Consider the following 26378-nt stretch of genomic DNA (forward strand, 5'->3'; position numbering starts at 1 on the left):
GCGGGGTGGCCATGGGCACCAAAGTGATGATCGGCGCGGGCATCTTCGGGCTGTCGGGCCCTTTGCGGAACTCGCCGGGCGTTCCTCGCGCGTCGTCCTATCAGGGCATACGCTGCAGGCCACCATCAAAAATAACTTGAGCTTCCAGTCACTGGACGCGTGAAACTACAACAGACTCATAAAGGTTGCCACATCATGGACCACGATCATCATCACGCCGCGCCCGACATTCCGACGGGAGCCGAGACGGTAAAGGACCCGGTCTGCGGGATGACGGTCGCGGTCAAGCCCGATGGGCGCCACGCTGCGTTCGGAGACGAGACCTTCCATTTCTGCTCCGAGAAATGCCAGACGAAATTCAAAGAAGACCCGTGGTTCTATGCAACCGGCCGAAGCGCAGAGCGCCCAAAGGTGGCCCCTGCGGACGCGCAGTATACCTGCCCGATGCATCCTGAAATCATCCGCGACGCGCCCGGTGCCTGCCCGATCTGCGGCATGGCGCTGGAACCGATGGTTCCTTCGGATGAGCCCAGCGAGGAGCTGACCGACTTTACCCGCCGTATGTGGATCTCGGCTGGTGCAGCAGTGCCCCTGATCGTCCTGACCATGGGGGGGGTGGTCGGATTGCCGGTTCGCGACTGGATCGGGCATCAGATGGCCAGCTACCTTGAGTTTGTGCTGGCCACGCCCATCGTGCTCTGGGCAGTATTTGCCGTTCTTCAAACGGGGGTGGGATTCGGTCGTGAACCGCTCGCCCAACATGTGGACACTCATCAGTCTTGGCGTTGGTGCGGCCTATCTCTATTCGATCTTCGCGACCTTCCTGCCGGGCCTCTTTCCGGAACAATATCGCATGGGCCATGGAGTCGGCACATATTTCGAAGCGGCGGTGGTGATCATAGCACTGGTATTTGTCGGCCAGGTGCTGGAACTGCGCGCGCGTGAACGCACAGGAGACGCGATCCGCGCGCTTCTCGATCTCGCGCCCAAGACCGCGCGGCGTATCTTGCCGGATGGAACTGAATACGACGCGCCGTTGGAAAACATTATGGAGGGCGACAAGTTGCGCGTGCGCCCCGGCGACGCGGTTCCGGTGGACGGGACAGTGATCGAAGGGCGGTCGTCGCTGGACGAAAGCATGCTCACAGGCGAGTCGATGCCCGTCGAGAAAGGCCCCGGCGATGCAGTGACCGGTGCCACAATCAACAAGAATGGCAGCCTCGTGATCGAAGCGGGAAAGGTCGGCGCTGACACTGTGCTGGCGCAGATTGTGACCATGGTATCGAACGCCCGGCGATCACGTGCCCCAATTCAGGGACTGGCGGATCGGGTCTCGGCCATTTTTGTGCCGACAGTCGTTGGTATTGCAATCTTAGCTTTCGTTGCGTGGATGATCTTTGGGCCCGAACCTGCACTGGTTTTTGCGATCGCATCAGCCGTCTCTGTGCTGATTATTGCTTGCCCCTGCGCGCTTGGACTTGCGACACCAATCTCCATTACCACTGCTGCCGGACGAGGCGCGCAAGCGGGCGTATTGATCAAGGATGCAGAGGCGCTGGAGCGCATGGCTGGTGTTGACACGCTGATCGTCGATAAGACCGGCACGCTGACGAGGGGCAAGCCGAAGCTGACGGACACGCTGGTGCTGGGGGATATTTCCGAGGCAGACTTGCTGTCTTTGGCCGCGGCACTGGAACGCGGGTCTGAACATCCTCTGGCCGAAGCGATCGTAGAAGGGGCCGAAGCGGTCGGCGCAGCGCGGCAAGAGGCTACCGACTTTGAGGCCGTCACCGGCAAGGGTGTGCGCGGAGAGATTGGCGGACGCGCAGTCGCCCTCGGCAATGCCGCGATGATGCAGGAAATGAGCTTGGATACGAGCGACGCCGAAGCAAGCGCCGACGCCCTGCGCATTGAAGGCAAGACGGCGATGTTCATTGCGGTCGATGGGGCACTTGCGGGCATCGTAGCCGTCGCAGACCCAATCAAGGACAGCACCGCCCAGGCAATCAAGGAACTGCATGCCGAAGGGTTGCGGGTGATCATGGCGACAGGCGACAACGAGCGCACGGCGCAGGCGGTCGCGGGCAAGCTCGGTATCGACGAGGTGCGCGCGGGTGTCCTGCCGGAAGACAAAAAGACGCTGATCGATACATTACGTCGTGAAGGCCACAAGATCGCGATGGCGGGCGACGGCGTGAACGACGCGCCCGCACTGGCCGCCGCCGACGTCGGTATCGCGATGGGCACGGGTGCAGATGTTGCGATGGAAAGTGCAGGCATTACCCTTCTGGGTGGCGACCTCATGGGCATCGTTCGCGCACGCAAACTTGCTCGCGCTACCCTGCGCAACATCAAGCAGAACCTATTTTTCGCCTTCGCATACAATACGCTTGGCGTGCCCATTGCGGCGGGATTGCTCTACCCCGTCACGGGCCTTTTACTTTCACCAATGATTGCGGCGGCAGCGATGAGCCTATCGTCCGTCTCGGTTATCAGCAACGCGCTGCGCCTCCGGCGAATTGACCTATAAAGGAAAACGGCTGTTCAAGGGTTCAAAAGCAGCATTCGCTGTGCTGCAGAATTTTCGCACTTCGGGCTCACAGCGGTCGTTCGCCGCGCTTACACACTACTTCAGTGTCGAGATGAGAAGCGACAGTCTGCTAAGCGGACCTTCATACCGTTCGCTTCAGGCGCTCTGTTTTCGCTGCGGTTGCGAAGACCTTTGGGATGAAGGGCGGAAAGTGTGAACTCGCCGCAGGTGCGCGATGAAATTGGGTCAACGCCGACAGCCGACATTCAAATGGTAACGGATTCGAGTTCTTTCTGCGGTGTAGAAGGCGGCGCCGAACCCATTCGTCTCAAACGCTGCGATGCAGTAAGCGATGCGTACGGCCTATGGTATTGCGTATTTCGGTGATGTGAAATTCTGGTCTCCAACTGACTTGGAGGTGATTTGTTGCTCGATCATTGATCCACGTCAAAGCGTTGCCAACCAGAGAACCGCCAGTTCTGAACATCCGCTTTCGACCCCCTTCTGTAAGATAGCGTCCGCTTAGGTCAGGAGGGCTTGATTTAGATTGCCACGCGGAAGGGAGCCGGATTCTCCATTGAAAAGTTAGCTACCTTTAAGTCATGTTTCGGGTGTCAGGCATTGGTCAATGCATGATTGTACTTACTCTTCTTTGCGCGCTGTGGCTGAACTGGCTTTGAAGCGGAAGCTATCATTTCCGTTCTTAACGATCTGGCAGCGGTGGGTCAGGCGATCGCGCCGCGCTGTCGTCATCTTGGGATAGCTGATGACCGTAGCCCATTCGCGAAAGCTCAAGTCCCGACGGTCGTCAAAGAACACCTGAAAAATATAGGCACGAAAAAGTCCGCGCTCGCGAGGAACGAACGTATCCTGGCAGAAACGGCCACAAGGTGTACCGGCAATGCAGCCCCGCATTCCGCATTTATTAGCGCATTGTTGTTGGCCTAATAACGATTACACCGTAGGCGCGCCGACTGAATTGATGACGTTTAAGTGCGTCGGCAGGCAACTTTTCTGAATAACAAAGCCCGTCCAGTTCATGATAACCCAAAGTGGATAATGGTTATAATGTTGCAACACGGATCAGGATTGAAAGGTCGAAACAATGGCAAATCTCAAAATCGGACAGGCGGCACGAGCGGCGCAAGTGAATGTTGAAACGATCCGATACTATGAACGCCGCGGATTGCTGACACAGCCGATGAAACCTGTGGATGGCCGCCCGCGTCTCTATGATGCTGCATCTGTAAGCCGGTTGCGGTTCATCAAGGACGCACAAGGCATCGGTTTTTCTCTTAGCGAGATCGCAGATCTGCTTTCTTTAAGGGCGCGTGCTGATGCCAATTGCCACGACGTTCGTAAGCTGGCGGTCCAAAAACGACGCGAAGTTCAGGAACGTCTGGAGGGATTGCAAAAGATCGCGACGCTGCTGGACGAATTGATCGACGGTTGCCCCGGAAATGGCGACCTTGGTGCCTGTTCAATCATCGGTGCCATCGAGCGGCCGAAATGTTCGGTCTGAAAGTCGTGTTATACGAAGACTTTTGTTGACACCGTACCATGGTACGGCGGTTAATCTGCACCAGAATCGACAACCGCAGCAGTGCGACTATAGATCCACGCCCTGTCCTTCGTGAAGATGATTGGGAGGTGCACTGACAACCCCGACCGGAGATTATCATCGACACCATTTCACCAAAAACGCCGTCCCGTTCCCTTGTCCGACGCTGGTTGCCGCCGCTGGTTGGGGCCGTGATCGCCTTGGCTCTGATCTTTTGGTTGTACCGGGATCTGGATTTCGGCCGTTTTCTAACTGGTCTTCGCGAGGCACATCTTGGTTGGGTGTTGATGCTGACAGCCACGATTTTGCTGGAACAAGTTGTGAATGGCTGGAAGTGGCGTCAGATCCTGCATGACGTAAAGCCGGTGCGTACCCTGCGGTTAACCGGTGCATTGCTTGCCGGGTATGGGGCCAATGTGCTGGTGCCGCTGGGGATCAGTCCGCTGGTACGCTCGTGGTTGATCGCGCGGATGGAAGACCTGAAGATGGGCACGGTGTTGTCTACGACGATCATCGCGCGATTCATTGATGGTGTGGTTTTTGCGCTGTTCGCGGGGCTTGTCGCGATGGCGGGCAAAATACCGCAGGTCAGTGGCAATCTGGAGCTTGGACTTGCGGTCGCGGGGGCGATCAATTTCGTCTTGTTCGGGGGGTTGTTGTGGGCGCTGTTCCGGTTTCGGACGTTGCTGGCTCAGGACGGCCCGTTGATTTGCCGCCTTTTCGACTGGGTGGCAAAGTGGTTTCGCGCCAATGGTGCACAGTTGCGCGGCTCGCTCTGTGATGGGGTGGTATGGCCCAAGGCACGCAGGCACCGGTTAAACGTGCTGTTGGGTGCCGTCGCAGCCAAGCTCATCTCGGCCACACACTACGTTTGGGCAGGCCTTGCTGTCGGCATCGTACTTGCCCCGTTCGACTATATTTTCCTGATGGTATTTGCCGGATTTTCCTTGGTTCTGACCCGTTTCATACGGGTGCCGGGCGGCTTTGTGATCGGGTCGGCGTTTGCCTTCAACCTTTTGGGTGTCCCGGAAGAACAAGCGTTGCTGATGATCCTGTTCAACTGGATGATTTCGATCATCGTAGTCGTCGGGGGCGGCCTGATCGTATTGTGGCAATCCGGTATCGACATACGCAGCAAACATAAGGAGATCGCGCGTGACGGACAGTAGGAGACGATCTTTGCCGACTTGTCGGTCGGTGGTTGCCGCCATCGGTATTGCGCTCACGGCTGTTTTAACAGCGACGCTAAATGTGGCATCAGCCCACAGCTTCGTGGTGACATTAGATGCAACTGCGGCTGCGGAGCCTTTGAAACTGGCCCCGACAATCCAAGGTATGCGCGTCGCCACCAGTGAGCGCGACAGCCTTGCGGCGGAAACCTCGGACAGGCAACTTGGCGGTACCGATCTGTTTATCCGCGTTCAACCCGCAAACGCTGCGGAAGGCATCACCTGGCTCGAAGGTGCCCCCAGGACTGCCGCAACGGTGATCGTGAATTTTAGCGGAACGGATGTCGCACCGTCGCGCATTTCTGACGACGGGACCTTGGTCATCTCACCGGGCACGCTGCCATCCGCTGAGATCTGGATCGGCAATGCGCTCTCCTCCACAAACAGATTCGCAGCGCGTTACCACGTCGCGTATGATAGCGCACCCGACCGGCAGGCAGCCCAAGGGTACAACGCAGCCCTGCGCATTGATCGTGCTGTCCGCAACAGCGGTGGCGTGCATGATATAGCTGCTTTGCGACAAGCGCTCGGTCGATCCACCGACGGAATAGATTGGCCATGACCATGGACCGTATGCAACAAACCTGTGCTGGGGCCATGTGATGGGGAAGTCGAACCCCACGACCGAGCGCGGCCGCTTCTGGCGCATCGCGGGCGCAGGTGCTGCCTTTCAAGCGGGAAGTACTGCGATCGATTCCGCTACCATCGTGGCAAGCCTTGTTTTCCAACTGACGGGCAGCGCGTTTGCCGTCGGCTTTGCCAGCGCTGTGCTGCGTCTGGGCTGGCTTCTACCGCAACTTGTTGTCGGCTTCTTGGCTGAACGCGCGGATCGTCGCATGCCGTTCTACGTTTTTGGTGCGTTGGGGCGGGCGTTGATGGCAGGGTTGATCGCTCTGCTTCTTTGGTTTGGTGCTGGCATGTCTGCGGTCGCACTGGGATGGGTATTTCTGGGGCTATGGACGCTCTACGCCTTTGTCAGCGGCGTCGTCGCGGTGCCGTATAACGATATCGTTGGACGGTCGATCCCATCAGAGGCGCGCAGCCGGATGCTGGCGTGGCGGTTTTCGGGGGCGGTATTTTTGGGCTGGCGGTCGCCGCCTTTGTGCGGCTAACGCTTGATATCTTGCCGAACCTTCAGGCCTACGCTCTAATTTTCGGATTGGCAGCACTGTTGATGGTCCTGTCTTTGATGTTGTTCGTCTCGGCGGGTGAACCGCCGATAATACCCCCTAAGGTTGGGCGCAAACCACCGCAGGATGTTCGGGCGTTCTTAAGCGGTGGTTGGCATGTCCTGAGGACTGATAACCGGTTCCGGTTGTTCCTCCAGTCCCAGTGGCTGGGAGGCGCGACCCTAATGGCGTTGCCGTTCTATGTCGTCGCAGCGAACGGTAGCGGTGTCACTGCTGCCGACGTCGGGCTGTTGCTGGGCGCGCAGACCGTAGGCGCGCTGGTTTCCAACCCGGTCTGGGGCAAACTTGGCGACGGCGCTGGCAAGTTGCGGATGTTGCAGACCGTGGCGCTTATCCGGATCGTGCCACCGCTGCTGGTACTGGTTTTGCTGGGTCTGGGCACTGGCCTGTGGGGCTACTTGGTGCTCTTTGCGCTGATTGGTGCGATGATGAACGGCGTGACCATTGGCTATCTGGGCTACCTGATGGAAATATCGCCCGATGACAGACGCCCGGCCTATTCAGCGTATTTCAACGCGTTGGCCTCGCCTGCGGCTCTTTTGCCGCTGCTTGGGGCAGTTCTGATATCACTGATCTCGATCCATGCGGTCTTTATCGCTGCCATCCTTGCCGCATGGGCCCAATTGATGCTGTTGTTACGCATCTCGCGTTTTGACCAGGAGGCCCCCAGATGATCGCCTTTCGCCGTTTCTTGAAACGCCTGTGGTTGCCGATTATCCTGCGCTATTGGCCGCTCGCTCAGCTCTGGTACCGCGGATGGGGCCTGACTTTGGACGGCCATCCTGATGACGAGGTCTGGTATTTCGCATTCGGGGCCAACATGAACAACAGCGTTTTTCTGGGCCGTCGCAAGATGGAGCCTTTGGAATGGCGTGTAGGATGTGCGCCAGACTACAGGCTGCGTTTCAATCTTCAGGGCCGGCCACGTGGGCTGTCCGCCCCCGCAAACATCGAACCCGCGCCAGAAGAAGAGGTTTGGGGCGTTCTATACCGAATGACGCGCCGGGATATGGTCTGGCTGCATTCGACCGAAGGCGTGCCGGGTTGGCGATATTACCCGATCTGGCTTGATGCCGAGGATCGTGCAGGCAACCGGCTCCGCGCCTTCAGCCTGATCGCCGACGGCCAGCCCAAGGACGGTAAACCGTCCCTGCGCTACATCACTCTGATCCGTGAGGGAGCGGTCCAGCACAATTTGCCAGACCATTGGATCGGAAAACTGAACGCTGTGCGACATGCCGGAGTCAGCACTTAATGTAGAGAGGCACACGGATGAACCCCGATCGTATAGTCCAATTGTCGTTTCGCTTTTCGCGCAGTCGCCATCGCAATACTGGTTCTGTTGCCCAACTTGTCCGTTGGTAGGTGGTTCTTAAAAACACCCGGACTGCGTCTCGACCCATTCCAGATCGGCAGTAAGTTAAACTATTTGCCGCGCAAACTGCCAAAAGAGATGTATCGATCGCTGACAAGGGATCGTGGGTCAGAGATGGCCGGCCATCGAAAGTTCACCCTGGCGACAAAGATCGACGACTATTTTTGTGACCCTCAGTCAACTTTGCAAAGAGGGAGTAATGAAAACACCAATCGACTTCTTCGCCAATACTTCCCGAAAGGCATTGATTTATCGGGCTTTAGTCAGGCCGAGCTGAGCGCCGTGGCCCGCCTGCTCAACGAGAGACCTCGAAAGACCTCGCAATATCAAACCCCCGCAGAGAAATTTGAAGCGTGTCTTGCGGCGATCCGTTGAAACCACAGCGCTGACCGACGCTTAACTTGATAGAATGCTGCAGAATGAATAAATGGCCGCAATGACGAGCCGCACTGCAGCATCTTGAAGTCATGGCTAAGGTCCGCAAAGGGCCACCCATGTCAGGATGATTTTGCCGCAAACGCAAAATGCTGCGGTAGGGCATTTGGTAAACGGGCTCAAACCGAACTTTGGCTGCGCGCAACCGACGTGGGGCATAACATGATCGTTTTGGCACCAAGCCACTATCTTGTTCAAAGCTTTCGCTGCACTTGTTGTATCGCGATATGCATTGTGTCCTGCATGCTCCTAAGCCTTCAAGCTGTGGGTCGCTTAGTATACACCTATCTCGTGACTATACGGTTTGGGGGTGACATTAGGTCATGATAGCACTCCCGAGACCCTAACTTGATCGATTAAAATGGAGACCTGATGATGACGACTACTGGAAAACAGTTGTTCACGACGCTCGAAGCCGACGGCACGCTGACCGTCGCGGTTGAAGATGTGACCTTTGACGCTCCCACCGGCAATCAGGTTCTGGTCAAAATGGAAGCTGCGCCGATCAACCCGTCAGACCTTGCCATTCTGGTCGGCGGAGCGGACGTCGAAAACGCCGAATATACGCAAGGCAAGTTTGTCGCCAAGATGCCAGAGGCCGCAAACGCTGGATCAAAGGCGCGCCACGGAATGAAGTTGCCCGCTGGTAACGAAGGGGCCGGCACCGTAGTTGAAGCTGGTGAAAGCGGCGCGGCGCAGGCACTTGTCGGGCAGCGCGTATCTTGCGTGCCAGGCAACGCCTACAGTCAATATTGCCTCGCTGATGCCTCCATGTGTCTGCCTCTGGGCGATCATTCCGTCGAAGACGGGGCAAGTGCTTTCGTTAACCCGATGACTGCACTTGGATTTGTCGAAAACGCCAAAGCCGACGGACAGGACGCCATTCTCCATACGGTGGGTGCGTCAAACCTTGGGCAGATGCTGACGCGTATCTGTAAAGAGGACGGACTTGGGCTGGTAAACATCGTGCGCAAGGATGAACAGGTTAACCTGCTGAAGGAGCTCGGGGCGACGCATGTTGTCAATTCATCGGACGATAGCTTTATGGATCGACTGAGCCATGCCATCCGTGAAACCGGTGCGTTCTACGGCTTTGACCCTGTTGGTGGGGGCAAGCATGTTGATATGTCATTCAAGGCGATGGAACGGGTCGCAATCGAGCAGATGACCGAATACTCTCGCTATGGCTCCAACCAACAGAAACGAATGTTCATTTATGGTCGCCTTGATACAAGCCCAACACTGCTGACGCCGTCCTACGGGTTTGGCTGGACGCTGTCGGGTTGGCTTTTGTTCCCCTTTTTGCAGTCCGTCGGGCAGGAAACTATGGGTCGTATGCGGCAGCGTGTACGCGACAATCTTACCACCACTTTTGCCAGCACCTACAAATCACGCGTTTCATTGGAAGGCATGCTGAAGAAGGATGCCGTTATGGACTACCGCGCCATGAAAACAGGCGAAAAATACCTCGTGACGCCCTGGTCGTAACGCATATCGGAGCGGCGCGGCTCATCAAGGGCCGCGCCTGCTTTCCCAAGTTGCCTACTGCGGCGCAGCTTATCTGACGTCAGCACCCTTGGGACAGATTTGAGGATTTGAATAAGGAAGGATTTCGTTCATCTTATCGATTAGGCGATCGGGATGACAAAGAAACCACAGACGTCGAAAGACGCTGCCGAGAAGGTAGTCAAAAATATCTGCCGTAAGACCCGGCAGACAGTTCAGTGCAAAAAGGCAGCAGCGGGTAAAACAGCGCATTGAACCATTCAGCCCTTCCTCCAAGAGGTCTTCTCAACTTCAACGGAAACTATGCGTCCGCAGCGAACGGCAGGAAGGTCTGCACAGCGGACATCGAGCGTGTCAAAATACTGCGCCCTGTTCCAACGGCAGCTTTCGGGAGCTTAGCAAGTCGGATTTTGCTAGGCTCGAATGTCCGGTAAGGGCCGTCTTACCTTTGCAGTGTCAGCTTAAGGACGAACATGCTGCGATCGATCTAACGGTCGAAAAGAGCCCATACGGTAATATGCTGCACGGTCCACCAATAATCTCTTTATAAACGTGTGGAAATTGCACTACAGACTTAAGAGTACGAGCGATGGTGATCTTCAGGAATAGAAAATGGATAAAGCTTGAAGCAGTTTGCGAAAGAGCTTCGCATTGATTTTGTCAAAGGTCCTGTCGCCCATCGCCTTCGGTTTGGCGGTGGTCGTGGTCAAGACTTAGCCAAGGCAATGGGGCTGCGGGAGGGTAAAACGCCCATGATCGTTGATGCGACAGCCGGATTGGGGCGGGACTCGTTTCTTTTAGCGTCTTTAGGTGCGCAGGTCACTTTGATCGAACGCTCAGAGGAAATGCACTCATTGTTAGTTCAAGGCATGAAACGCGCAGCAAGAGAAGGTGGCCAGCTTCGCGAAATTATTGGCCGCATGACACTTTTGAAAGGCGACGCCCTGAATTTGATCCCTGAATTGTCTGCCGAAGCAATTCTGATCGATCCAATGCATCCTGAACGGAAAAATTCTGCACTGGTGAAGTTAGAACTGCGTCAAGTTCGCGAAATCGTGGGCACGGACGATGACGCGGCTGATCTTGTACGATTGGCGATCGCACATGCACGTAAACGCGTAGTGCTAAAGTGGCCGGCTAAGGCTGACCCTCTTGAGGGTGTTCAGAAATGCACCCATCAAATTATCGGTAAAACAACACGATACGATGTTTTTATGGTCGGTTGAGTGGGTCTCGGCGCAACAGTGGAAATCAGCATATTTCTTCTGCATATCCGGCCATGCTATACAAATGAAGTTGTGGCTGTTATCCCAGCCAGTGCCAAGAGTTATTGCAATTTTTACAAGAAAGTTGATGGAAATCACATGCAGGTTAGTGTTCGCGACAACAACGTTGATCAAGCCCTCCGGGTCCTAAAGAAAAAGCTCCAAAAGGAGGGTGTGTTTCGTGAAATGAAGCTCAAGCAGCATTTTGAGAAACCTTCCGAGAAAAACGCGCGTCAGAAAGCGGAAGCGATCCGTCGTGCTCGTAAGCTGGCACGTAAGAAATTGGAACGCGAAGGATGATCTAATTCAAAACTTGCTGTTGAATAGGTAGCCACGTTGTTCGATCGCGGCGGTGGTTTTTCCTACTCGATGAGTGTTTTTGATATCGACAGTCCAAGTTTTAGAATGTCCTAAAGCGGACTTTGCCGCGACCAAGGGAACAACCGCTTTGTCTGTATTGATGACCTCCAGCCAGCCCCAGATGCTGCGCCCCGCACGTCGGCAGCTTTGGGGAAGGCGGCCTATTGAATTTTACTAAGCTCAGAAGTCCGCTCAGGGCCATTTGCTGCCCGTTTGCATTTGTACGAATTTCATAAAATTGGGCGTCGGCGTTTGCTATGTAAGTGGCAACGCATGCTATTGGCGCATGCTGTTGCCAGGCGTTCAAAAGTAAGCGGTACACGAGTTTAGTCTCGTCAAACGTGCTCTGATCGAGCCGTCATTCAATATTGCTGGGAACATGGACATTGTTGCGATCGATGGCAGCACAAATCCCTACTGTGTTTTTATCGAGAAAACTATGATCGATCGTCCGGTTATCAGAGAGCGCTGACGACTATTAGTTTACACTGAGCAAGGCCTTTTCAACAACGTTCCCCTCAAAGTTCGCTGTCAGAACGAATCTGCGATGCGTTCCGCGTCCAATACGATTCACAGGGGATTATCGCTGCTGATGTTTGTATTTTGGCGGCGACACGCGCATCTTAGGCGAGTGAATAGAAAGACGATGACCCCGAAACATCTGCCCCAGCATCCCTTTCAGTAAAACCAGCAAGAAAAGTGGTCAAAGCCAGAGTCCTGAGAATACAACCATCAGCCCCCCCGCGCAGAGTGCAATCGTCGGGAAGGGCCGCCGCGCTCCGATCAGACCGGACGAGAGCAATGTCAGACCCAAGGCCACCCGCGCAGCCGCCAAAAGAGCTGCCAGTGGGGCGTCTGAGAGCCGCAGTATGTCGGGATTGGCGACCATGCCCAAGGGAATGATATAAAGCCCAATGCCAAGTGCCATTGCCGTCAGCGCGACCTTCAACCAGTTCTCGCCAATCATCCCTGCCGCAATGAATACCGCCCCGCAGACTGGGGGCGTGATCGTCGACAAGAGTGCGAACCAGAAGACAAAGAGATGCGCCTGAAGCGGTGAAAGGCCCAGCTCAATAAGCGCAGGCCCGGCCACTGAGACACAGATCACATAGGCAGCTGTGGTCGGCACCTCCATCCCCAAGATTAGGCAGGCCAGCGCCGTCAGCAGCAAGGACGGCCAGAGAAGCCCACCCGACCCCTCCAAAATGAGCGAAGTAATTTTCACGCCGAGGCCGGTGATCGACAGAACGCCGATAATGATTGAGGCACAAAGAATGATCGACGCGATCAGTGAAACCTGGCGTGCGGCGTTCAGAACCGCGCTTGCCAATCGGCTGGCGATCTGACGTGGAAGGAAGGTCAGCTGCGCATTGAAGAACAAAAGCACCGCCGCCGATAAGATCGCCATGGCTGCGGAATACTCAGGTGTGAACTGCGCAATGAACATCCCCCACAGAAGGACTGAGAATGGCACGAGGAAAAACAGTGACGTGATTACCACGTCCCGCAGGGCGGGGCGATCCGCCTCGGCAATACTCTCGAGCGAAAAGCGCCGGGCATAGGCGTTGATGCCCACCCAGACCGCCACGAAATACAGCAGCGCCGGTAAGGCTGCGGCGGCCATAATGCCAGTGTAGGGCACGCCGGTAAGCTCAACCATGACAAAGGCACCGGCGCCCATCAGGGGCGGCATGATCTGCCCGCCCGAGGAGGCCACGGCCTCCACCGCTGCGGCAAGGCGTTTGGGATATCCAAGCTTAGTCATTGCGGGCAGGGTGATCGCGCCGGTGGAGGCGACATTCGCCGAGGCAGAGCCAGAGATCGAGCCGAACAGCGCTGACGACAAAACCGAAACCTTCGCCGCGCCGCCCTTTAATCGGCCTGCCGCCGCCGCCGCGACATTCATGAACCCTTGGCCCGCTTCTCCAGCGTTCAGGACAGCGCCAAAGATCACAAAGATCGCCACGACCGTGACTGATACACCGGTAAGCGAGCCCCAGATGCCGCCCTCGGCTATGGTCAGCGTCCCGAAAAAACTTTCAACAGGCGTGCCGGAATGCCCGAACTCGCCGGGTATATACTGTCCAAACAGCCCGTAGAGCAGCGCGAGTGTCGCCACCAGCGGCAGCGGCCAGCCGATCACACGCCGGGCCGTTTCCAGCACCACCAAGAGCAGCGTCACCGCCACCGCGAGCTGAAAGTTGCTCTCGATAAATCCATATTGGTCCCCGAGCACATTGCTGTTGAACGCCACCCAAAGCGCTGCGGCGATGCCCAGTGCTGCAAGGATACTCCCCGTGATCCGCCGCATGGGCGAGCCTGCGTCAAGGATCAGGGCGAAGGGGAGGATAAAGACCATATGCAGCGGCCTGCTGATAAGGTTCGGCACCAGACCTGAGAACACCAGTGCCAAGTGATAAGCGACCAGCGCGATCGCGAGCGCGATCCAGAAACTCGCAGCCATACGGCTCTCAGGAAGGTTTGTCATGTGGGGGAGGTCCGGCTTTGAGTTGGGGCAGTGCGGCGCGGAAAGCCCGCGCCGCACACCATGTTATTGCGACGCCTTTGTCGCGATCCCGGCTTCTTCGTAATAGCGCAGCGCGCCGGGGTGCAGCTCAGTGGTGATGTTGGTCATCAGCTCTGGCGTGACATTGCCCCACCAAGGCGACGTGTCGGCCATTTTTGCCTTGTTCTCCCAATAGGTCTTGGTCAACTGATAGGCAGTCTCATCGTCCATCTTTGTGGTCGTGAAGGCGGCAACGGGCAGGGAGGTCGTGGTCACATCCTGCTCTTGGCCCGCATAGGTCCCCGCAGGAATTACAATCCGTGTGCGTTTGGATTGCGTGATCTGCTCATCGTTCAGCGAGATCACATTGACGGGGGTCGAAGCCGCGGCCTCAACAACATTGGGCGCCGGAAATGAGCCCGCAGTGACGAAGCCATCGATCTGCCCATTCTTCAGCGCGGCCACGGCGTTGCTCAACTCAGCATCAGCAATCTCTACGCTGTCCGACAACCCGAACATTTCCAGATACTTCGCCCCCTCGGTCGCGCCGAAAGACCCTTTGCCCAGCAAAATGCTTTTGCCCTCGAGATCAGCCATCGACGTGGCTTCGCTGTCCTGAGACATCACGACATGCATGGTCAGTGAGGGGATCGGGAAGAGGGCGCGAATTTCATCAAAGGCCGGGGCCGTCTTGCCTTCAAACATCGCCTTGCCGTCTTGGGCCAGCCCGACAAGCGATGGCGGGGTGGTAAAGACATAGTCGGCACCGCGCGCACGCACTTCCATGACGTTTTGAACCGAGCCTTGGCTCTCTTCTACCGTGACTGAAATGTCTCCGCCGCTGCCCGCTTTCATGGCTTCGGCAAGCTCCACGCCCATTTGATAGTAAGATGAGCCCGATTTGGCAGACTTATACGTCACGCGGGTCTCTGCGCCGGCCGCGCTGCCCAAAAGCCCCACGGCGAATGCCGCGCAGATTGTTTGTCTCAATGCATTCATGGTTTTTCCTCCCTCAAACCCAAAGGCGTACTCTATTCCCACCTACATAGGCGCGGGAATGCCTCCGTGGGACTTTGTGGCAGCAAGCTGTCGTATTGTCGAGAATGCGGTTTCGCTGTTTGGTCGGACGAGAAGTGCGGATTGCGAACATTGGATGCATCCGCACCTACAGCTGTTTTGAGAACCTTGCTACCTTCGCCGCGACAGTTGCATATTCTGCATTCCGCCGTAATGCAGCGCAACGTAGGTTGAAGTGGCGAGCAACGGCTGGCGCTAAGTATCAGGTTGCTAAGACACCGGCATGCTGAACATTCAGTCTCACAGATCATCTCGATCTGCCAACGCAGTCGCAATTTACTTTGCGAGCTCTGCTTCTCTCGAACCGAAAGCCGGATTGCCACGCAAGTAATTTATCGTGCCGAGAACCGAACCGTCACGGATGATCGGAACATTCAACACAGCATTAAGACCAAGCCCCAAGATTGTTGCGTGGTCCGTGAAGGCCTACCTGATATCAGCGGCACCGAAGCCGTTATTGACTCGTCGGTCAATCAGCACCTTTTTTCCCCATTCCGTATCCCGCTTGGGTTTGCGCCCGCTGACGGGGTAGCTACCGGGAAGGGTAGAATGAAGCCTTTCCACCTCCATCGTTTCAGCGTGGAATCGCATTGCGGTGAAAAGTTCGTTTGCGACTGCACTACCGCAGAGATCAAAGGCCATCTGCAATGGCGTATCCTGATCCGCAATGCGTTTGCAAATGTCGGCATTCATGGTTTCGCTCCAGTTTTGGCCGTTCCCGCGCGCCGTGGGTCCGCGACAGCATCCGCATGCGAAATGTCGCGTAAGGCGATGCAAACCCCGCCCGCCATCCAGGTTCGGGCGGGCCATTGTTCAAGGTCGTGTCCGCGGGCACGGAGGCTTTCGATCAAATTCTCCGGCATGTCGGCCTCGAAGAGCACCTTGTTGGGGTGGACGTCATGCGGCGCAAAGCTACCGGGGAATGCATAGGTCGCCACACGTGGTGCCTCAACGGCTTCGCGCGGCGTTCGGCCCAGATCTAACATGCCTATCAATACCTGCGCCATGGCCTGCACTTGAACGTCCCCGCCGGACGTACCCATGGCAAGCCAAGGCTGTCCGTCCTTCAGGCCAAGAATGGGGTTCGGCGTCAGCCGAGGCCGCTTGCCAGGGGCGAGGGCATTGAGGTGACCGGGAATCGCACGGCGCTGTCGATCACGCTGACATGAGAGGTATCTGCGCAGCCTGCCTCGAAGACCGGGCGTTCGCCCGAAGGGACCGTGGCAGGGGCCGCGGGTGCGGGTGCGGGTAGTGGGTCGGAGGTCTCATCGATGCTCCGCAAGCGGTCGGCGATGAAAGCGGGGTCCAGCAGCGCCTCCGGGGCGATTTGCATGAAGCGGGGGTCGGTGACATGCGCTTCGCGATCGGCGAACACTCGTTTCAACACCTCGATCAGAAAATGCAAATTGATCTGGTTTCCGTCTCGGGCAGCGTCTGGGCCGGCTTGTTCCAGCATGGCAAGCGTCTGCGCCATTGAGATGCCTTGACACCAGGCACCGCAGCAGTGGACCTGTGCGCCTCGAAAGTCGATGGCCAAGGTCGGCTCCTCACGCACCTCATAGGACGCGAGATCCTCGGCTCGCAGAAGGCCGCCTTTGTCGGCATGGAAGTCGACGATGCGCTGCGCAATCGGCCCAGTGTAAAATGCAGCGCGTGTGGCGGCCAGCCCAGCGCGCCGATCGCCCCCCTCGGTACGGGCGGCACTCCAGGTCGTCTGTATTGCGTCTTCGCGTTGTGCGGCAAATTCAGCTGCTGCAAGGGATCTTTGACCAGTTGAGAGACGCGTTTTTTCAAATGCAGCGATTTCAACCCGTACAAGTTCGCTCAGCAGCGCTTTGAATGTGTTCTGGTCCATGGTCGGACACCCCCGTGCATAATCGTAGGCAAGGGTGGTCATCGCCGTCAGGCGACCCGAGATATCCCTTGCTTCGGAGGCAATGTCGGTACGTAGCGAAAAAACAAAAAACCGGTTTGATTTGGAGTTTGAATCGAAAGGAAGCCTACGTCGAAAATAGTATTTCTCAGCGCGCTGCTCGAGATACGGGGTGCGATGAAGATCGGTCACGCTGCGACTCCGGTCCGGCTTTGTGCACGTGTTGTGCACCTGGTGTGACTTTTGGAGTGCGCCTATTGTGATCAAAACGAGAAAAGGCACCCAGGAGGGTGCCTTTTTTCATTTAACATCAATACCTTGCGGTAATGTTGGCTCCGACGGTAGGGATCGTAACCTCAATTCTAACGAACTGAAATTAAATGATATTCTTGGCGTGAATCCTGTCCGAATCCACGGTGTGCCACAATCGATGTACTGATTTGTGCCAGTACGCAAGAAGTTTTTTTCATCAAGCCGTTTGATGAAGTCATTCTGCCCAATTGGTGTATGGGTTAACCCACGGAGTTAGACGGCTGTTCAAAAACGGGATGGCACCGAACAGCTTTCCTATTAAGCTGATCAGTCTCCGCGCTCCAAGCGCACCGAAACTTTGTAAGTGGCAGTCTCCGTAATCAGCACATAATCACCTTCTTGTGCTTTCGACGCTTCAAAGAAGCGCCGTACCCAGCCGCGCCCACGAAAGATAGATTTGGATCCATCGATATCGGTCAGGATTGGTGTCGGCCCACCCCAGTCAATTTCAATCTGCCGTGGGGCTTCATCAGATTTGTTTTTGCCGCCAACCACGTCCTGTGGGAAGGCATTCAAGAACTTCGAAAGATTGATGTGATTGTTCCGTACATTTCCACCAGTCAGGCGGCTCCGGCCAAGAACTCTAAACTTGCCTTCTGGCAAAGGTGGCAAAGGACCATTTGCCGATCTGTTATAGACGGGCTTCGCAATAGGGCGCTCCACCTCAGAGAGTTTTGCGCTTTCTTGCAGTGATCGGGTTGGCTTTGGTATGTCCGAGCTGGATGAAGCTCCAAACGCATGGCGAAGACGGTTCAGTTCTCGCGTCTCCTCTGCGGAAAAAGTAACCCAAGTGACCGCGCCTGACTTATGTTGGTAGGGGACAGGGCGCTCCAAAGGAATGATGTCCGCGAGTTTCCAAGGGATGACCCATTTTGCAACTTCACCGCGTCGGATCATATCCTCCGGAATTTGGTGATGGTTGAAATTTGCAATCATCTCTGACGGGGTGAGTGCTTTCCCACAATCAACGAGGCGGGCAAGGCCAACGACATGGCCGCTGCCTTTTTGGATAAGGCCAAACCACCCGCGTATCGAGGTCGCTTGTGACCGCATCTCCCAATCTTTGCGACCTTCAAGAATGTGGCCGATCCAGGGATCGGCGATGATAAGTCCGCGGGTTACATTCATTTTTGTGCCTGTTTGCATGTTCATCATAATTCGTAAGCCCCTTCTGAATTAGGGGAGATAGGGGGCAAGCCGTCCCGATTAAACTGTTCCACCATAATGTCTGCGATGGCCGCATGTTGGCCACGGTTCGGCTGTGCCACAGCCTGCGTGAGGCCGGTGACATCGGCCCTGTTGTCTCCCATAGGCCAAAGCGCCTGTTCTGCCAGCCGCCGTTTGCGTTGCATCAGGCTCTGAAGCAGGCTGTCAAAGCTTTGAGCACCCAGTTCCGGGTGCAGTGCCATGGGAATATGAATGGAAACGGGGTGCGATTGACCGATGCGGTGAACGCGGTCGTTGCATTGCTCTTCGACCGCAGGATTCCACCAGCGGGATAGGTGAATAACATGGGTTGCGGCTGTCAGGGTCAACCCTGTACCTGCCGACTTAGGACCAAGGATCAACATGTCAAAACCGCCATCTGTCTTCAGATGTTGTTGAAAGCGGTTCACGATGTCTTGCCGGCGAGGGATAGGGGTATCGCCATTGATCACGTCAATTTTCTCAAGACCGAACATGTGACGCACGATTTCACCAAAACGGAACTGCATGTCCCGGTGCTCGATGAAAACCAAAACACGCTCATTTGCTTCTTTAATCTTGCGCAGGATGTCGATGACAGCGTCGAGACGTGCGCTCTTTGCGATGAACTGGTCAGGTGGTGTGGCTTCTGTATCACCAGGGTGCACCGAAACTGATCGGATATGATGCAGCATTTTTAACGCGGCTCCTGGGCCGCCATTGGCCAGTTTCAGCTGCGCCAAGTCATATGCATCTGCCTGCACCTTGGGCATCAAGCGCGGGTGCAGATAGCGCCGTTTAACGGGCAGGTCACGCGCGACTTCTTCTTTCAGGCGGCGCAATCCGAGAGGGGGCATCGGGCCGCGGTCCTTAAAGACTCTTGTGTGTAGCTCGGCCATATTTTCAGCATTGGGCGCGGCATAGCGCTCGCGAAATTCAACGCCAGAGCCAAGGCTGCCGGGTGCGATACGATCCATAATGGTCCACAGATCAATGGCTGCGTTTTCAATTGGTGTACCAGTAAGGCCAATTCGGAAGTCGGCGTTCATCGCCTCAACGGCTTTTGAGGCAAGTGTTGAGCGGTTTTTGATATTCTGGATTTCATCCATAACGATGGCAGAAAAACGAACCTTGCCCAAGGAATGCTGATAGTTTGCGAGTGTTGTGTAGGTTGTGAGCAGCCAGTATCGGTGCGCGCGACCGTCTTCAAAGGCCTCGTCCAGCCAATCGAGATCCAGCAGTGGCAGGCCCGATTGCGTTTCTGTTCCCTGTGCACCACTGCGTTTTTGAGATCCCAGCGCCCCGCCATACAGACGTATCAATGATCCGAAACCACGCCCTTCAACATGGTGTTCGACCTCTTGCTCCCAGTTGCGCAAAAGAGAGGTCGGTGCCACAATTAGAACTGGCCCACGGTTCGCCGCATCTGGTTGTTTCATGTGCTCTTTCAGCCACGTCAGAAAGGCAATTGTCTGAAGCGTCTTACCCAGACCTTGTTCGTCCGCATTCAGGATTCCCGGCAACCCTGCTTTCCAAGCCTTTTGAGCCCAATCGAAACTTTCCAATTGGTGTTGATGCAATGGGGTGCGGATCGAGCTGGGTAATTCGGTTGGAACGGTTGCATCGCGCGGTGCAAATTTAGCTTCCCACGAAAGGTCGTCATAGTTGTCGAGCGTATCAAGGATGATCGGGCCATCGGTTTCTGGCGCTGCTTCAGGGGCTTCAGCCGGAGCGTCCTGTGCTTCGCGGTGTTCGATTTCACCATTTATTGCCGCAAGGCGGGCTGGCGTGATCTGCACGGTTTCTCCGGCGATTTCTGCCGGTGTATCCTTGCCGGTTTCCAAGACGTCCGCCATGTGATCCCGTAGGGTGCGCAGCTCCGAGGTGGGCATGGCTTGAATCGCCTCTGACAAATGCTGGGCAAAAGCCTCTGGTAACCACGTGGTGCCGCTGCCCTCGATCTGGTCTTTTGGGCGCTCATAGACGACTACACCGGTCACCCGTTCCGAATATTCACGGCTTTCAATCAGCGCAGGGCCAGCGATCTGTTCAACCATCTCCTCTTGTGCCGCGGCATCGAGATTCTGAAATGCTTCGGACTGTTCAAGGTGTCGGCTCACGGCTTCGGTAATGAAAACGCGCGGGTTTTCGATAAAGGCCTGACGTTCTTCACGTGATGCGCTTTGTACACGCGCCATTTCTTCAAGAACAGGTGCGGCGCCCTTATCAATCACAAGATAGGAATTATTGCCAAGCTGGTAGGCTGGCCGTGCGCCGCGCGCGTGCAGACGGTGTTGAAACACGGCCAAAGCCTCGCCCGTGAGTTCGGCATTATGCTCAGAGATATCATCATCCGAGAGCCCTGCATCGTTAAGCTGTTGTGCGGAATAGGGCACGATTTCAAACTGTCCCAGGGAAGCATTTGGAGACACTGAAAATCTGTCCGCGATGCGGACCTCAAGCCCCCGCAGAAAGGCTGTCATAGAAAGGCCTGCCATTTCCTTATTGGCGGGCATTTCGCTTTCAATAACGTCTTCGGGTTCAATAGCGCGGCGAAAATCGGCCAGCGCCCGCCAGTGCTGTTCAACGGGCTCCGTCGCATCAAATGTATCAGCCAGATCCAAAGCGCGCTTCATCCATAGCGGGAGGCGGCGTGGTCCATTTGACGTATGCAAAATCGCGCCGGTTCTTTTGGGGATTTCGCGCCGGCCCTCACGAGACCATTCATAGTGAAGTCGAAAATCAGGGCGTCCCAATACGCCTGTCACATCGGTTTTCAGCATCAGATCGACAGTTGCAGGAAGGCCGAGGGCCTCGGCAGACGGTGCAGAAAGTTGGGCCGCAGCATGATGGGAGATGCGCAGGTGATCAGCTGCGATTTCAACATCTTCTGGGTGCGCGTCCTCCCAAGCACGCAAATCACCGATCGCAAACAGAAGGTTGCGATCTTCGGGGGCAAGATCGGTAAAGCTGCGCGCGGTTGGTTTTGAGATCAGACGTGTAAGGATGCCTTGTCTCTGCTGCGGAAAGCGGATCTCGATGTTGTTGTCGGTTATAATTGGGCTGGGTGCGCTGTCAGACATGTTGGAGAACCCACTGTGACCAATTTTGAATAGAGTTGTGAGGCTTCGAATTTCGGGAGGTGCGCATAATGTCGTCGCAGTAATATTGGCGCTTATACAGGGCTGGGGCGTTTTTGTCGTCGATTTTGAAAATATGCGTTTTGTAGCTGTGACATCCATCTACAACAATTCTGTTGCCAATCCGCATGATCAGCAGTGATGTGCTGCCGCCGCGATCAAGTTGCCGGGCGAACCGACGGTTCATGTCCGTTTTGCCACCGCGTAACAGATTAGTTTCGGCATAACGACGTGCCTCAGACCCGAATGCGACCCAGGCCTCATCGATCATGTTATCGTCATATAGTTTGAGCCAGAAATCGCGCCGTGGTGGCCACATGTGACTATTCTGAGTGGCTGTGACCATGTTGCAGAAGAACTTCATGTCCTGATGGGTCAACCATCTCAACAGGACCGCGCGTAGATCGGGGTCAAAGCCAGACCAAATGCCCCCGGCATGCAGGCGCGGGTCATTCCATGCGGCGATGATTGCTTCGCTTAGTTCATTGCGCAGGGCATCGGAGGGCGTTTTGGTACGCCAGACCGACAATAGGGCCTCAACCGCAGGACCCGCACCCGCTTGCAGTACGGGCCCATTTTGCGGGGTCAGCCAGTTGAAAAGTTTATGACGAGCTGAAGTATTTGCGAGATCGGGCGCAAGAGATTTTACAAAGAGCTTTTGTGCGGCTCTGGCCAGACCAGAGGTGTGGGGACTGGTCAATCCGATAGATTGAAGTTTGGCATATGCATCGTCTGTTTCAAGCATAAGTTCCGCCAAACCTCTCGGCGCAGCATCAGGCGTGAATACTTGGGGCAGGGCGGTGATTAAATTCCGATGCCGCCCTCGCAAGTCGCTGCCGCGGGCAGACAAGGCTCTTGCAAGATCGCGGGTGTGGTCTGCGCCAATCGTAAAGCTGTCCAGATAGATCCCTACCATGCCGTCGAGAAAGGCCCCTGGTTCACGAGTGGCGATTTCATCTAAGTAAAATTCACGCAGGTCGAGTAAGTCAGGCCGATTGCAGCGTTCTTTGTCGAAGACAGCAACCGCAGCCGAGATTACCCTCTGTGTGGTGATATTTTCCCAACTCCACTCAGCTACACGCAATCGCATGTTTTGGGCCAGGTTTTCTCGATCCCGATCCTCTGGGGCGCGAACCGTATCTGGCCAGCGGCTCATGATGTTGTCGACGGAGCGCTTAATCTGACTGAGCGGTGGCAGGGCCCGTGTGCGGAACGATTGGCCGCGTTGCAGTAAGGCTCGCGTCGATTCACGGGGGCGGTTTGTCTCAGGGGCGTTCACGGCTGGACCATGACGCCTTCCAGCGCCTCTCGGACTACTTCTATCCCGTCGGTATCCTGAGGCGTGACCATGATGAAGCGAAGGTCAATCCGGCGGTTGGTTGCCCGGCCTTTCTGTGTGTCGTTAGGCGCGACAGGGCGATCGGGCCCATATGCGGCGACTGAAAGAACGGGCTGACTCTTCAGGTTCAGGTGCTGCATAACCCCTTGGGCTGCTTGTGTCATGGCAAAGAAAGTGTTGTTGGCACGTGCTGCCGACAGCGTGCGGTTCAGCCGATCTGTCCCAACATCGTCAGTATGACCTTCAATTTGGACGGCCTCGATCATCACAAAGCCGGAATTACATGTATGATCGAAACGTGATGCGTGACCAATTGTAAAACATGGCAGTACCTCATTGAGCCGCTGCGCGAGCCGGGCGACGATGGAACTCCTATCGCTGGCCAAATCTGACCGGCCCGATGCAAAAAGGCCCTCACCCTGAAAGCGTAACGCGTCAGATTCCTCGCTTAATTCGACTTGTAAGTCAGGGAAATCAGCCTTGATTGCGTCCCGTAGTTGCGTCAGCACCTTACGCCTCGTCTGAGTTACCTGCGCCAGATATGCCTCAAGCGGGTCAATCTGTTTTAATTCGGCAAGCTCCTGGCGGAGTTGATCGATCTCGGCATCTTTTTGCTCAATCTCTGCGATCAACTGCCGGAGACGCTCTTCGAGGTTTTTGATCCGCGTTTCTGCGGTTGTGAGGTTGGCGGTCAGCTGCAGGACCAGATCCTCCAATTCCCTTTTTTCCTGCAAGAGCCTTACGAGCTGGGATTCAAGACGTTCAATTGTTTGTTCATGTGTTTCGGCTATCTGTTTCCAGCTATCTCGCGCTTCAACAACTCGGTCGTATTCAATCTTAGACACCGCATCTGGATCCCCGGCTTGGCTCGCGAAAAATGCAAGCAAAATCATCATGATGAATAGGAACCCGACCGTCATGTCGGTCATTGATACGAAGGCGCTTTCTTCTTCCTCTTCGTGGCGTATGCGTTTTGCCTGCGCTCTCATGTTCGCCGCTGCCGTTGTGAAGGCAGGAACGCCTCGGCCTGTTCAACGACGCTTTTGAGGGTGTCCAGTCCAGGAGCAAGGGCATCACGCATTTGCCCAACGTGATCTTGCGCCGACCCGAGAGCAGCCTCCAGTTGCGAATTGTACTCTGTCAGCGCACGGCCAAGCATTTCATCGATCTGGTCAAGCTTCTCTGCTTGGCTCGAAAGTTGGGACATCGCGGCATGTGTCGCCTCAAGGGAGCGGCGGATGCCTTCGCGTTCGTTCCCAAGGGCGGTTTGAGCGGTATCCAGAACGTGAGTGGCATTTTCGGCAACAGAAGCTGAGTTTTGCATCAGTGTCTCTGAGACAGTTTCGACCAGGTCACCAACTCGGCGGAGGTTGGTTTCTATTCGCTCTTGCGAGGCACGGATCGGATCGGCCGCAGCCACGAGGCTTTGGCTTGCGGTGCGGAAACCTTCGGATGCGCTGTGTATCGCATCTGCGCCTGTATTCATGCCCTTTGCCGCACTTTGAGCACCGGTAGCTCCGTGCTGCACAGCTTCGGCCATAGTTTCCAACCGTTTGCTGATAGTATCGAGCCGCGACAAAAGCTCTTCGCCTATGACGCCCCCCATATCGGCACCAAGCTTTGCGATATCTGCGCTGGTCTGATGGAAGCTGTTCATCAGGCTTTTACCGACACCTTCGATTGCTTGCCCAGCCTCTGTGCTGGTTTGTGCTATGCGGTCTCGCGCGGCCTTGCTGCTTTCTTCGCTGGCGCTGGCCAAGGTGTCGCGGAACCCTTCGGCGGCGGCCTGCATTTGTTCGGCAGCGGTGCGCATGGATTCTGCTCCCTCGCCGGTATTGTCGCGTATGCCTTCCAGCGTGTCATTCATGACGGACAACAAGCGATCTGCACCTTCATTCATTGCTTCTGATGCCGTACGACCACTGGCGGCCACTTCGGTGCGCATTTCTGCCATGGCGCGTGCCATCTGATCCAGCGCATCCCGCATCCCGTCACCTGCCTGAGTGTTAGTTGAGCTCATTCGATCAACCATCAGTCCGATGCGGTCGGTCGCCTCACCCAAAGACTCACTGGCACGGGTCAACGCGTTCCCGACGGAGTGGGAGAGCTGATGAGAGAGGTCTCCCACCAGCCCTTCCATGTTACTTGTGCCCATGGAGGTGACACGGTCGAAGATTGGATCCATCCGGTCCGCAATAGCACTCGTGATTTGTTCAGGCAGAGCCTCAAGGGGCTTTCGAAGTTCCGCGACCATTCCCATGCCGATCTCGCGCAGATGTTCGCGTTGTTCGGTTGCTGCGCGCAGCTGGCGAAATCCGATGTCTTCCAAGCTGACGAACACGAGACGTCGTTCTATACCGATGCATAGGCGATGCAGAGCTGCATCCATTGTGTTTTGGCGCGCGCGAAGCAAGAACGTGAACAAGATCGAGCAGAACAGGCCCACAAGTGACATGACGAATTTAGCAGACGCAATTTGCATAAAATTCTGCATCGCCCTATCCATTCCACCTGTCCCAGCGTTCATTGACTGTGAAAATTGGTGCAACGCTGCTACCAACCCCAAGAATGTCAACAACAGGCCAGCTGAGACCAATGTATTCGGCAAGATACGAAAAACCCCTGGACCAAACCCCAAGTCATCGACGTTTAGAAATGATGCGGGCCGGATCGAGTTACGCAGGCTAAGGGGGCCATCTACATCATCGTGTACAATGGTCTCATTAAACTCATCGAAAGCTTCCCAAACAGTCTCCCGTGGACCTTTTTTACGATAGTCGTTTCGAAGTTCATGGATGAGGTCGGAATGGCCATCCGCAAATGCCGAGATGTCCGCAAAAGCTCTAACTTTTTTGTCCAACAAATTAACGGCACTCAGTTGGCGGCTCGACCGAATAAAATACCAAATGGCAAAGATAGTCGTAGCAAAAATGATCATTCCTGCGATCTGGCCGGGTCGGCTGTCAGAGAGAGTTAGCGCCTCCGCAACAGAAATGATTCCATTTTTGAGAAAAAGTCCCAACTGGTCGCTAAATGTCTGAAACACCAAATTCTTCCTGATATATATCAACAGCCGTAGCTAAAGAATTCGATGCTATTTTCCATCTTAGGTTACTTCAAGGCTGAGTTGATCTATCTTAAATAATAAATTTGCTATAGGAACCGCCGCTGCCGTTCTCTTAGAAAGGGTCCGCACATCTATCTTGGTTGAGGTACAGGAAGATCGGTGCAAATATGCACACCAAGCAGATCACCGGCAAAATAACCAGCATTTCTACTCGTAGCTGTACCTTACATTTTTAGGAAATACGACCGATCTAACTGCTTAATTGCAGTTACTAAATCGTTGATGGATTTGAGATATTTAGAAGGCGTATATGCAGCATACGCATCTGCCCCAAGAAGCTCATTCAGCATCCATTTCGACATTAGTTAGGTCCATGGTTTTGGATTTTGCTTTTACCTTTGACAGCGCGTAGGGACCAATATGCAAAT

The 26378-nt window shown here is 55.5% G+C and carries 18 protein-coding genes and 3 pseudogenes; 11 read left to right on the top strand and 10 right to left on the bottom strand.

Annotated features, from left to right (window positions below; translation table 11 throughout):
• The first annotated feature begins 195 nt into the window (after positions 1-195).
• Positions 196-2530 (top strand): annotated as a pseudogene (locus ACVBAU_RS08895) (heavy metal translocating P-type ATPase).
• Between the two features lie 642 nt (positions 2531-3172).
• Here the strand turns inward: ACVBAU_RS08895 and ACVBAU_RS08900 are convergent.
• Positions 3173-3328, bottom strand: a pseudogene (locus ACVBAU_RS08900) (ATP-binding protein); the annotation flags it as partial.
• Between the two features lie 307 nt (positions 3329-3635).
• Here ACVBAU_RS08900 and ACVBAU_RS08905 point away from each other — a divergent pair.
• The 10 genes from ACVBAU_RS08905 (at position 3636) to rpsU (ending at position 11391) form a co-directional block, all read left to right on the top strand.
• Positions 3636-4052 carry a MerR family transcriptional regulator gene (locus tag ACVBAU_RS08905; protein WP_448325778.1) on the top strand — a complete coding sequence of 139 codons (417 nt, stop codon included), beginning with the start codon at positions 3636-3638 and terminating at the stop codon, positions 4050-4052.
• A 230-nt stretch (positions 4053-4282) separates the two neighbouring features.
• Positions 4283-5260 carry a lysylphosphatidylglycerol synthase transmembrane domain-containing protein gene (locus ACVBAU_RS08910; protein ID WP_448325780.1) on the top strand — a complete coding sequence of 326 codons (978 nt, stop codon included), beginning with the start codon at positions 4283-4285 and terminating at the stop codon, positions 5258-5260.
• 10 nt (positions 5261-5270) lie between these two features.
• Positions 5271-5882, top strand: a complete 612-nt coding sequence (locus ACVBAU_RS08915) for a hypothetical protein (RefSeq protein ID WP_448325782.1) — start codon at positions 5271-5273, stop codon at positions 5880-5882.
• Between the two features lie 40 nt (positions 5883-5922).
• Entirely contained in the window at positions 5923-6432 is a 510-nt protein-coding gene (locus tag ACVBAU_RS08920; RefSeq protein ID WP_448325784.1) for a hypothetical protein, read from the top strand.
• Complete coding sequence (locus tag ACVBAU_RS08925; RefSeq protein WP_448325785.1) at positions 6375-7184, top strand: MFS transporter; 810 nt, start codon at positions 6375-6377, stop codon at positions 7182-7184. Before ACVBAU_RS08920 ends, ACVBAU_RS08925 begins: the two co-directional genes overlap by 58 nt.
• The gene (locus ACVBAU_RS08930) at positions 7181-7765 is read left to right on the top strand and encodes a gamma-glutamylcyclotransferase family protein (protein ID WP_448325787.1); all 585 of its coding nucleotides are present in this window, start codon (positions 7181-7183) and stop codon (positions 7763-7765) included. The genes ACVBAU_RS08925 and ACVBAU_RS08930 overlap by 4 nt, the downstream gene beginning before the upstream one ends.
• A gap of 96 nt (positions 7766-7861) precedes the next feature.
• Positions 7862-8260 (top strand): IS30 family transposase, encoded by a 399-nt coding sequence (locus tag ACVBAU_RS08935; protein ID WP_448328954.1) that lies wholly within the window; start codon positions 7862-7864, stop codon positions 8258-8260.
• A 432-nt stretch (positions 8261-8692) separates the two neighbouring features.
• Positions 8693-9808 carry a zinc-binding dehydrogenase gene (locus ACVBAU_RS08940; RefSeq protein ID WP_448325789.1) on the top strand — a complete coding sequence of 372 codons (1116 nt, stop codon included), beginning with the start codon at positions 8693-8695 and terminating at the stop codon, positions 9806-9808.
• Between the two features lie 641 nt (positions 9809-10449).
• On the top strand, positions 10450-11052 hold the full coding sequence (locus ACVBAU_RS08945; protein WP_138923480.1) for a class I SAM-dependent methyltransferase: 603 nt from the start codon (positions 10450-10452) through the stop codon (positions 11050-11052).
• 138 nt (positions 11053-11190) lie between these two features.
• A complete protein-coding gene (gene rpsU, locus ACVBAU_RS08950) occupies positions 11191-11391 on the top strand; it encodes a 30S ribosomal protein S21 (protein ID WP_040700433.1) in 201 nt (66 codons plus the stop codon).
• A 763-nt stretch (positions 11392-12154) separates the two neighbouring features.
• Here rpsU and ACVBAU_RS08955 read toward each other — a convergent pair.
• From ACVBAU_RS08955 to ACVBAU_RS08995, 9 genes and pseudogenes are all read right to left on the bottom strand, one after another.
• Positions 12155-13939: a TRAP transporter permease gene (locus ACVBAU_RS08955; protein WP_448325791.1), complete on the bottom strand. Its 1785-nt coding sequence runs from the start codon at positions 13937-13939 to the stop codon at positions 12155-12157.
• A 63-nt stretch (positions 13940-14002) separates the two neighbouring features.
• Entirely contained in the window at positions 14003-14956 is a 954-nt protein-coding gene (locus ACVBAU_RS08960) for a TAXI family TRAP transporter solute-binding subunit (RefSeq protein WP_448325793.1), read from the bottom strand.
• Positions 14957-15460: 504 nt separating this feature from the next.
• On the bottom strand, positions 15461-15727 hold the full coding sequence (locus ACVBAU_RS08965; protein ID WP_448325795.1) for a hypothetical protein: 267 nt from the start codon (positions 15725-15727) through the stop codon (positions 15461-15463).
• Positions 15724-16931: pseudogene (locus ACVBAU_RS08970) on the bottom strand (gamma-glutamyltransferase). Before ACVBAU_RS08970 ends, ACVBAU_RS08965 begins: the two are co-directional and overlap by 4 nt.
• A gap of 555 nt (positions 16932-17486) precedes the next feature.
• The gene (locus ACVBAU_RS08975; protein WP_448325797.1) at positions 17487-18374 is read right to left on the bottom strand and encodes a hypothetical protein; all 888 of its coding nucleotides are present in this window, start codon (positions 18372-18374) and stop codon (positions 17487-17489) included.
• Positions 18371-21487 carry a DEAD/DEAH box helicase gene (locus ACVBAU_RS08980; RefSeq protein WP_448325799.1) on the bottom strand — a complete coding sequence of 1039 codons (3117 nt, stop codon included), beginning with the start codon at positions 21485-21487 and terminating at the stop codon, positions 18371-18373. The genes ACVBAU_RS08975 and ACVBAU_RS08980 overlap by 4 nt, the downstream gene beginning before the upstream one ends.
• Complete coding sequence (locus ACVBAU_RS08985) at positions 21480-22700, bottom strand: EH signature domain-containing protein (RefSeq protein WP_448325800.1); 1221 nt, start codon at positions 22698-22700, stop codon at positions 21480-21482. The genes ACVBAU_RS08980 and ACVBAU_RS08985 overlap by 8 nt, the downstream gene beginning before the upstream one ends.
• 119 nt (positions 22701-22819) lie before the next feature.
• Entirely contained in the window at positions 22820-23872 is a 1053-nt protein-coding gene (locus ACVBAU_RS08990) for an OmpA family protein (RefSeq protein ID WP_448325802.1), read from the bottom strand.
• Positions 23869-25929 (bottom strand): hypothetical protein, encoded by a 2061-nt coding sequence (locus ACVBAU_RS08995; protein ID WP_448325804.1) that lies wholly within the window; start codon positions 25927-25929, stop codon positions 23869-23871. The genes ACVBAU_RS08990 and ACVBAU_RS08995 overlap by 4 nt, the downstream gene beginning before the upstream one ends.
• Between the last annotated feature and the right edge of the window lie 449 nt (positions 25930-26378).

Source organism: Sulfitobacter sp. M13 (assembly GCF_053474885.1).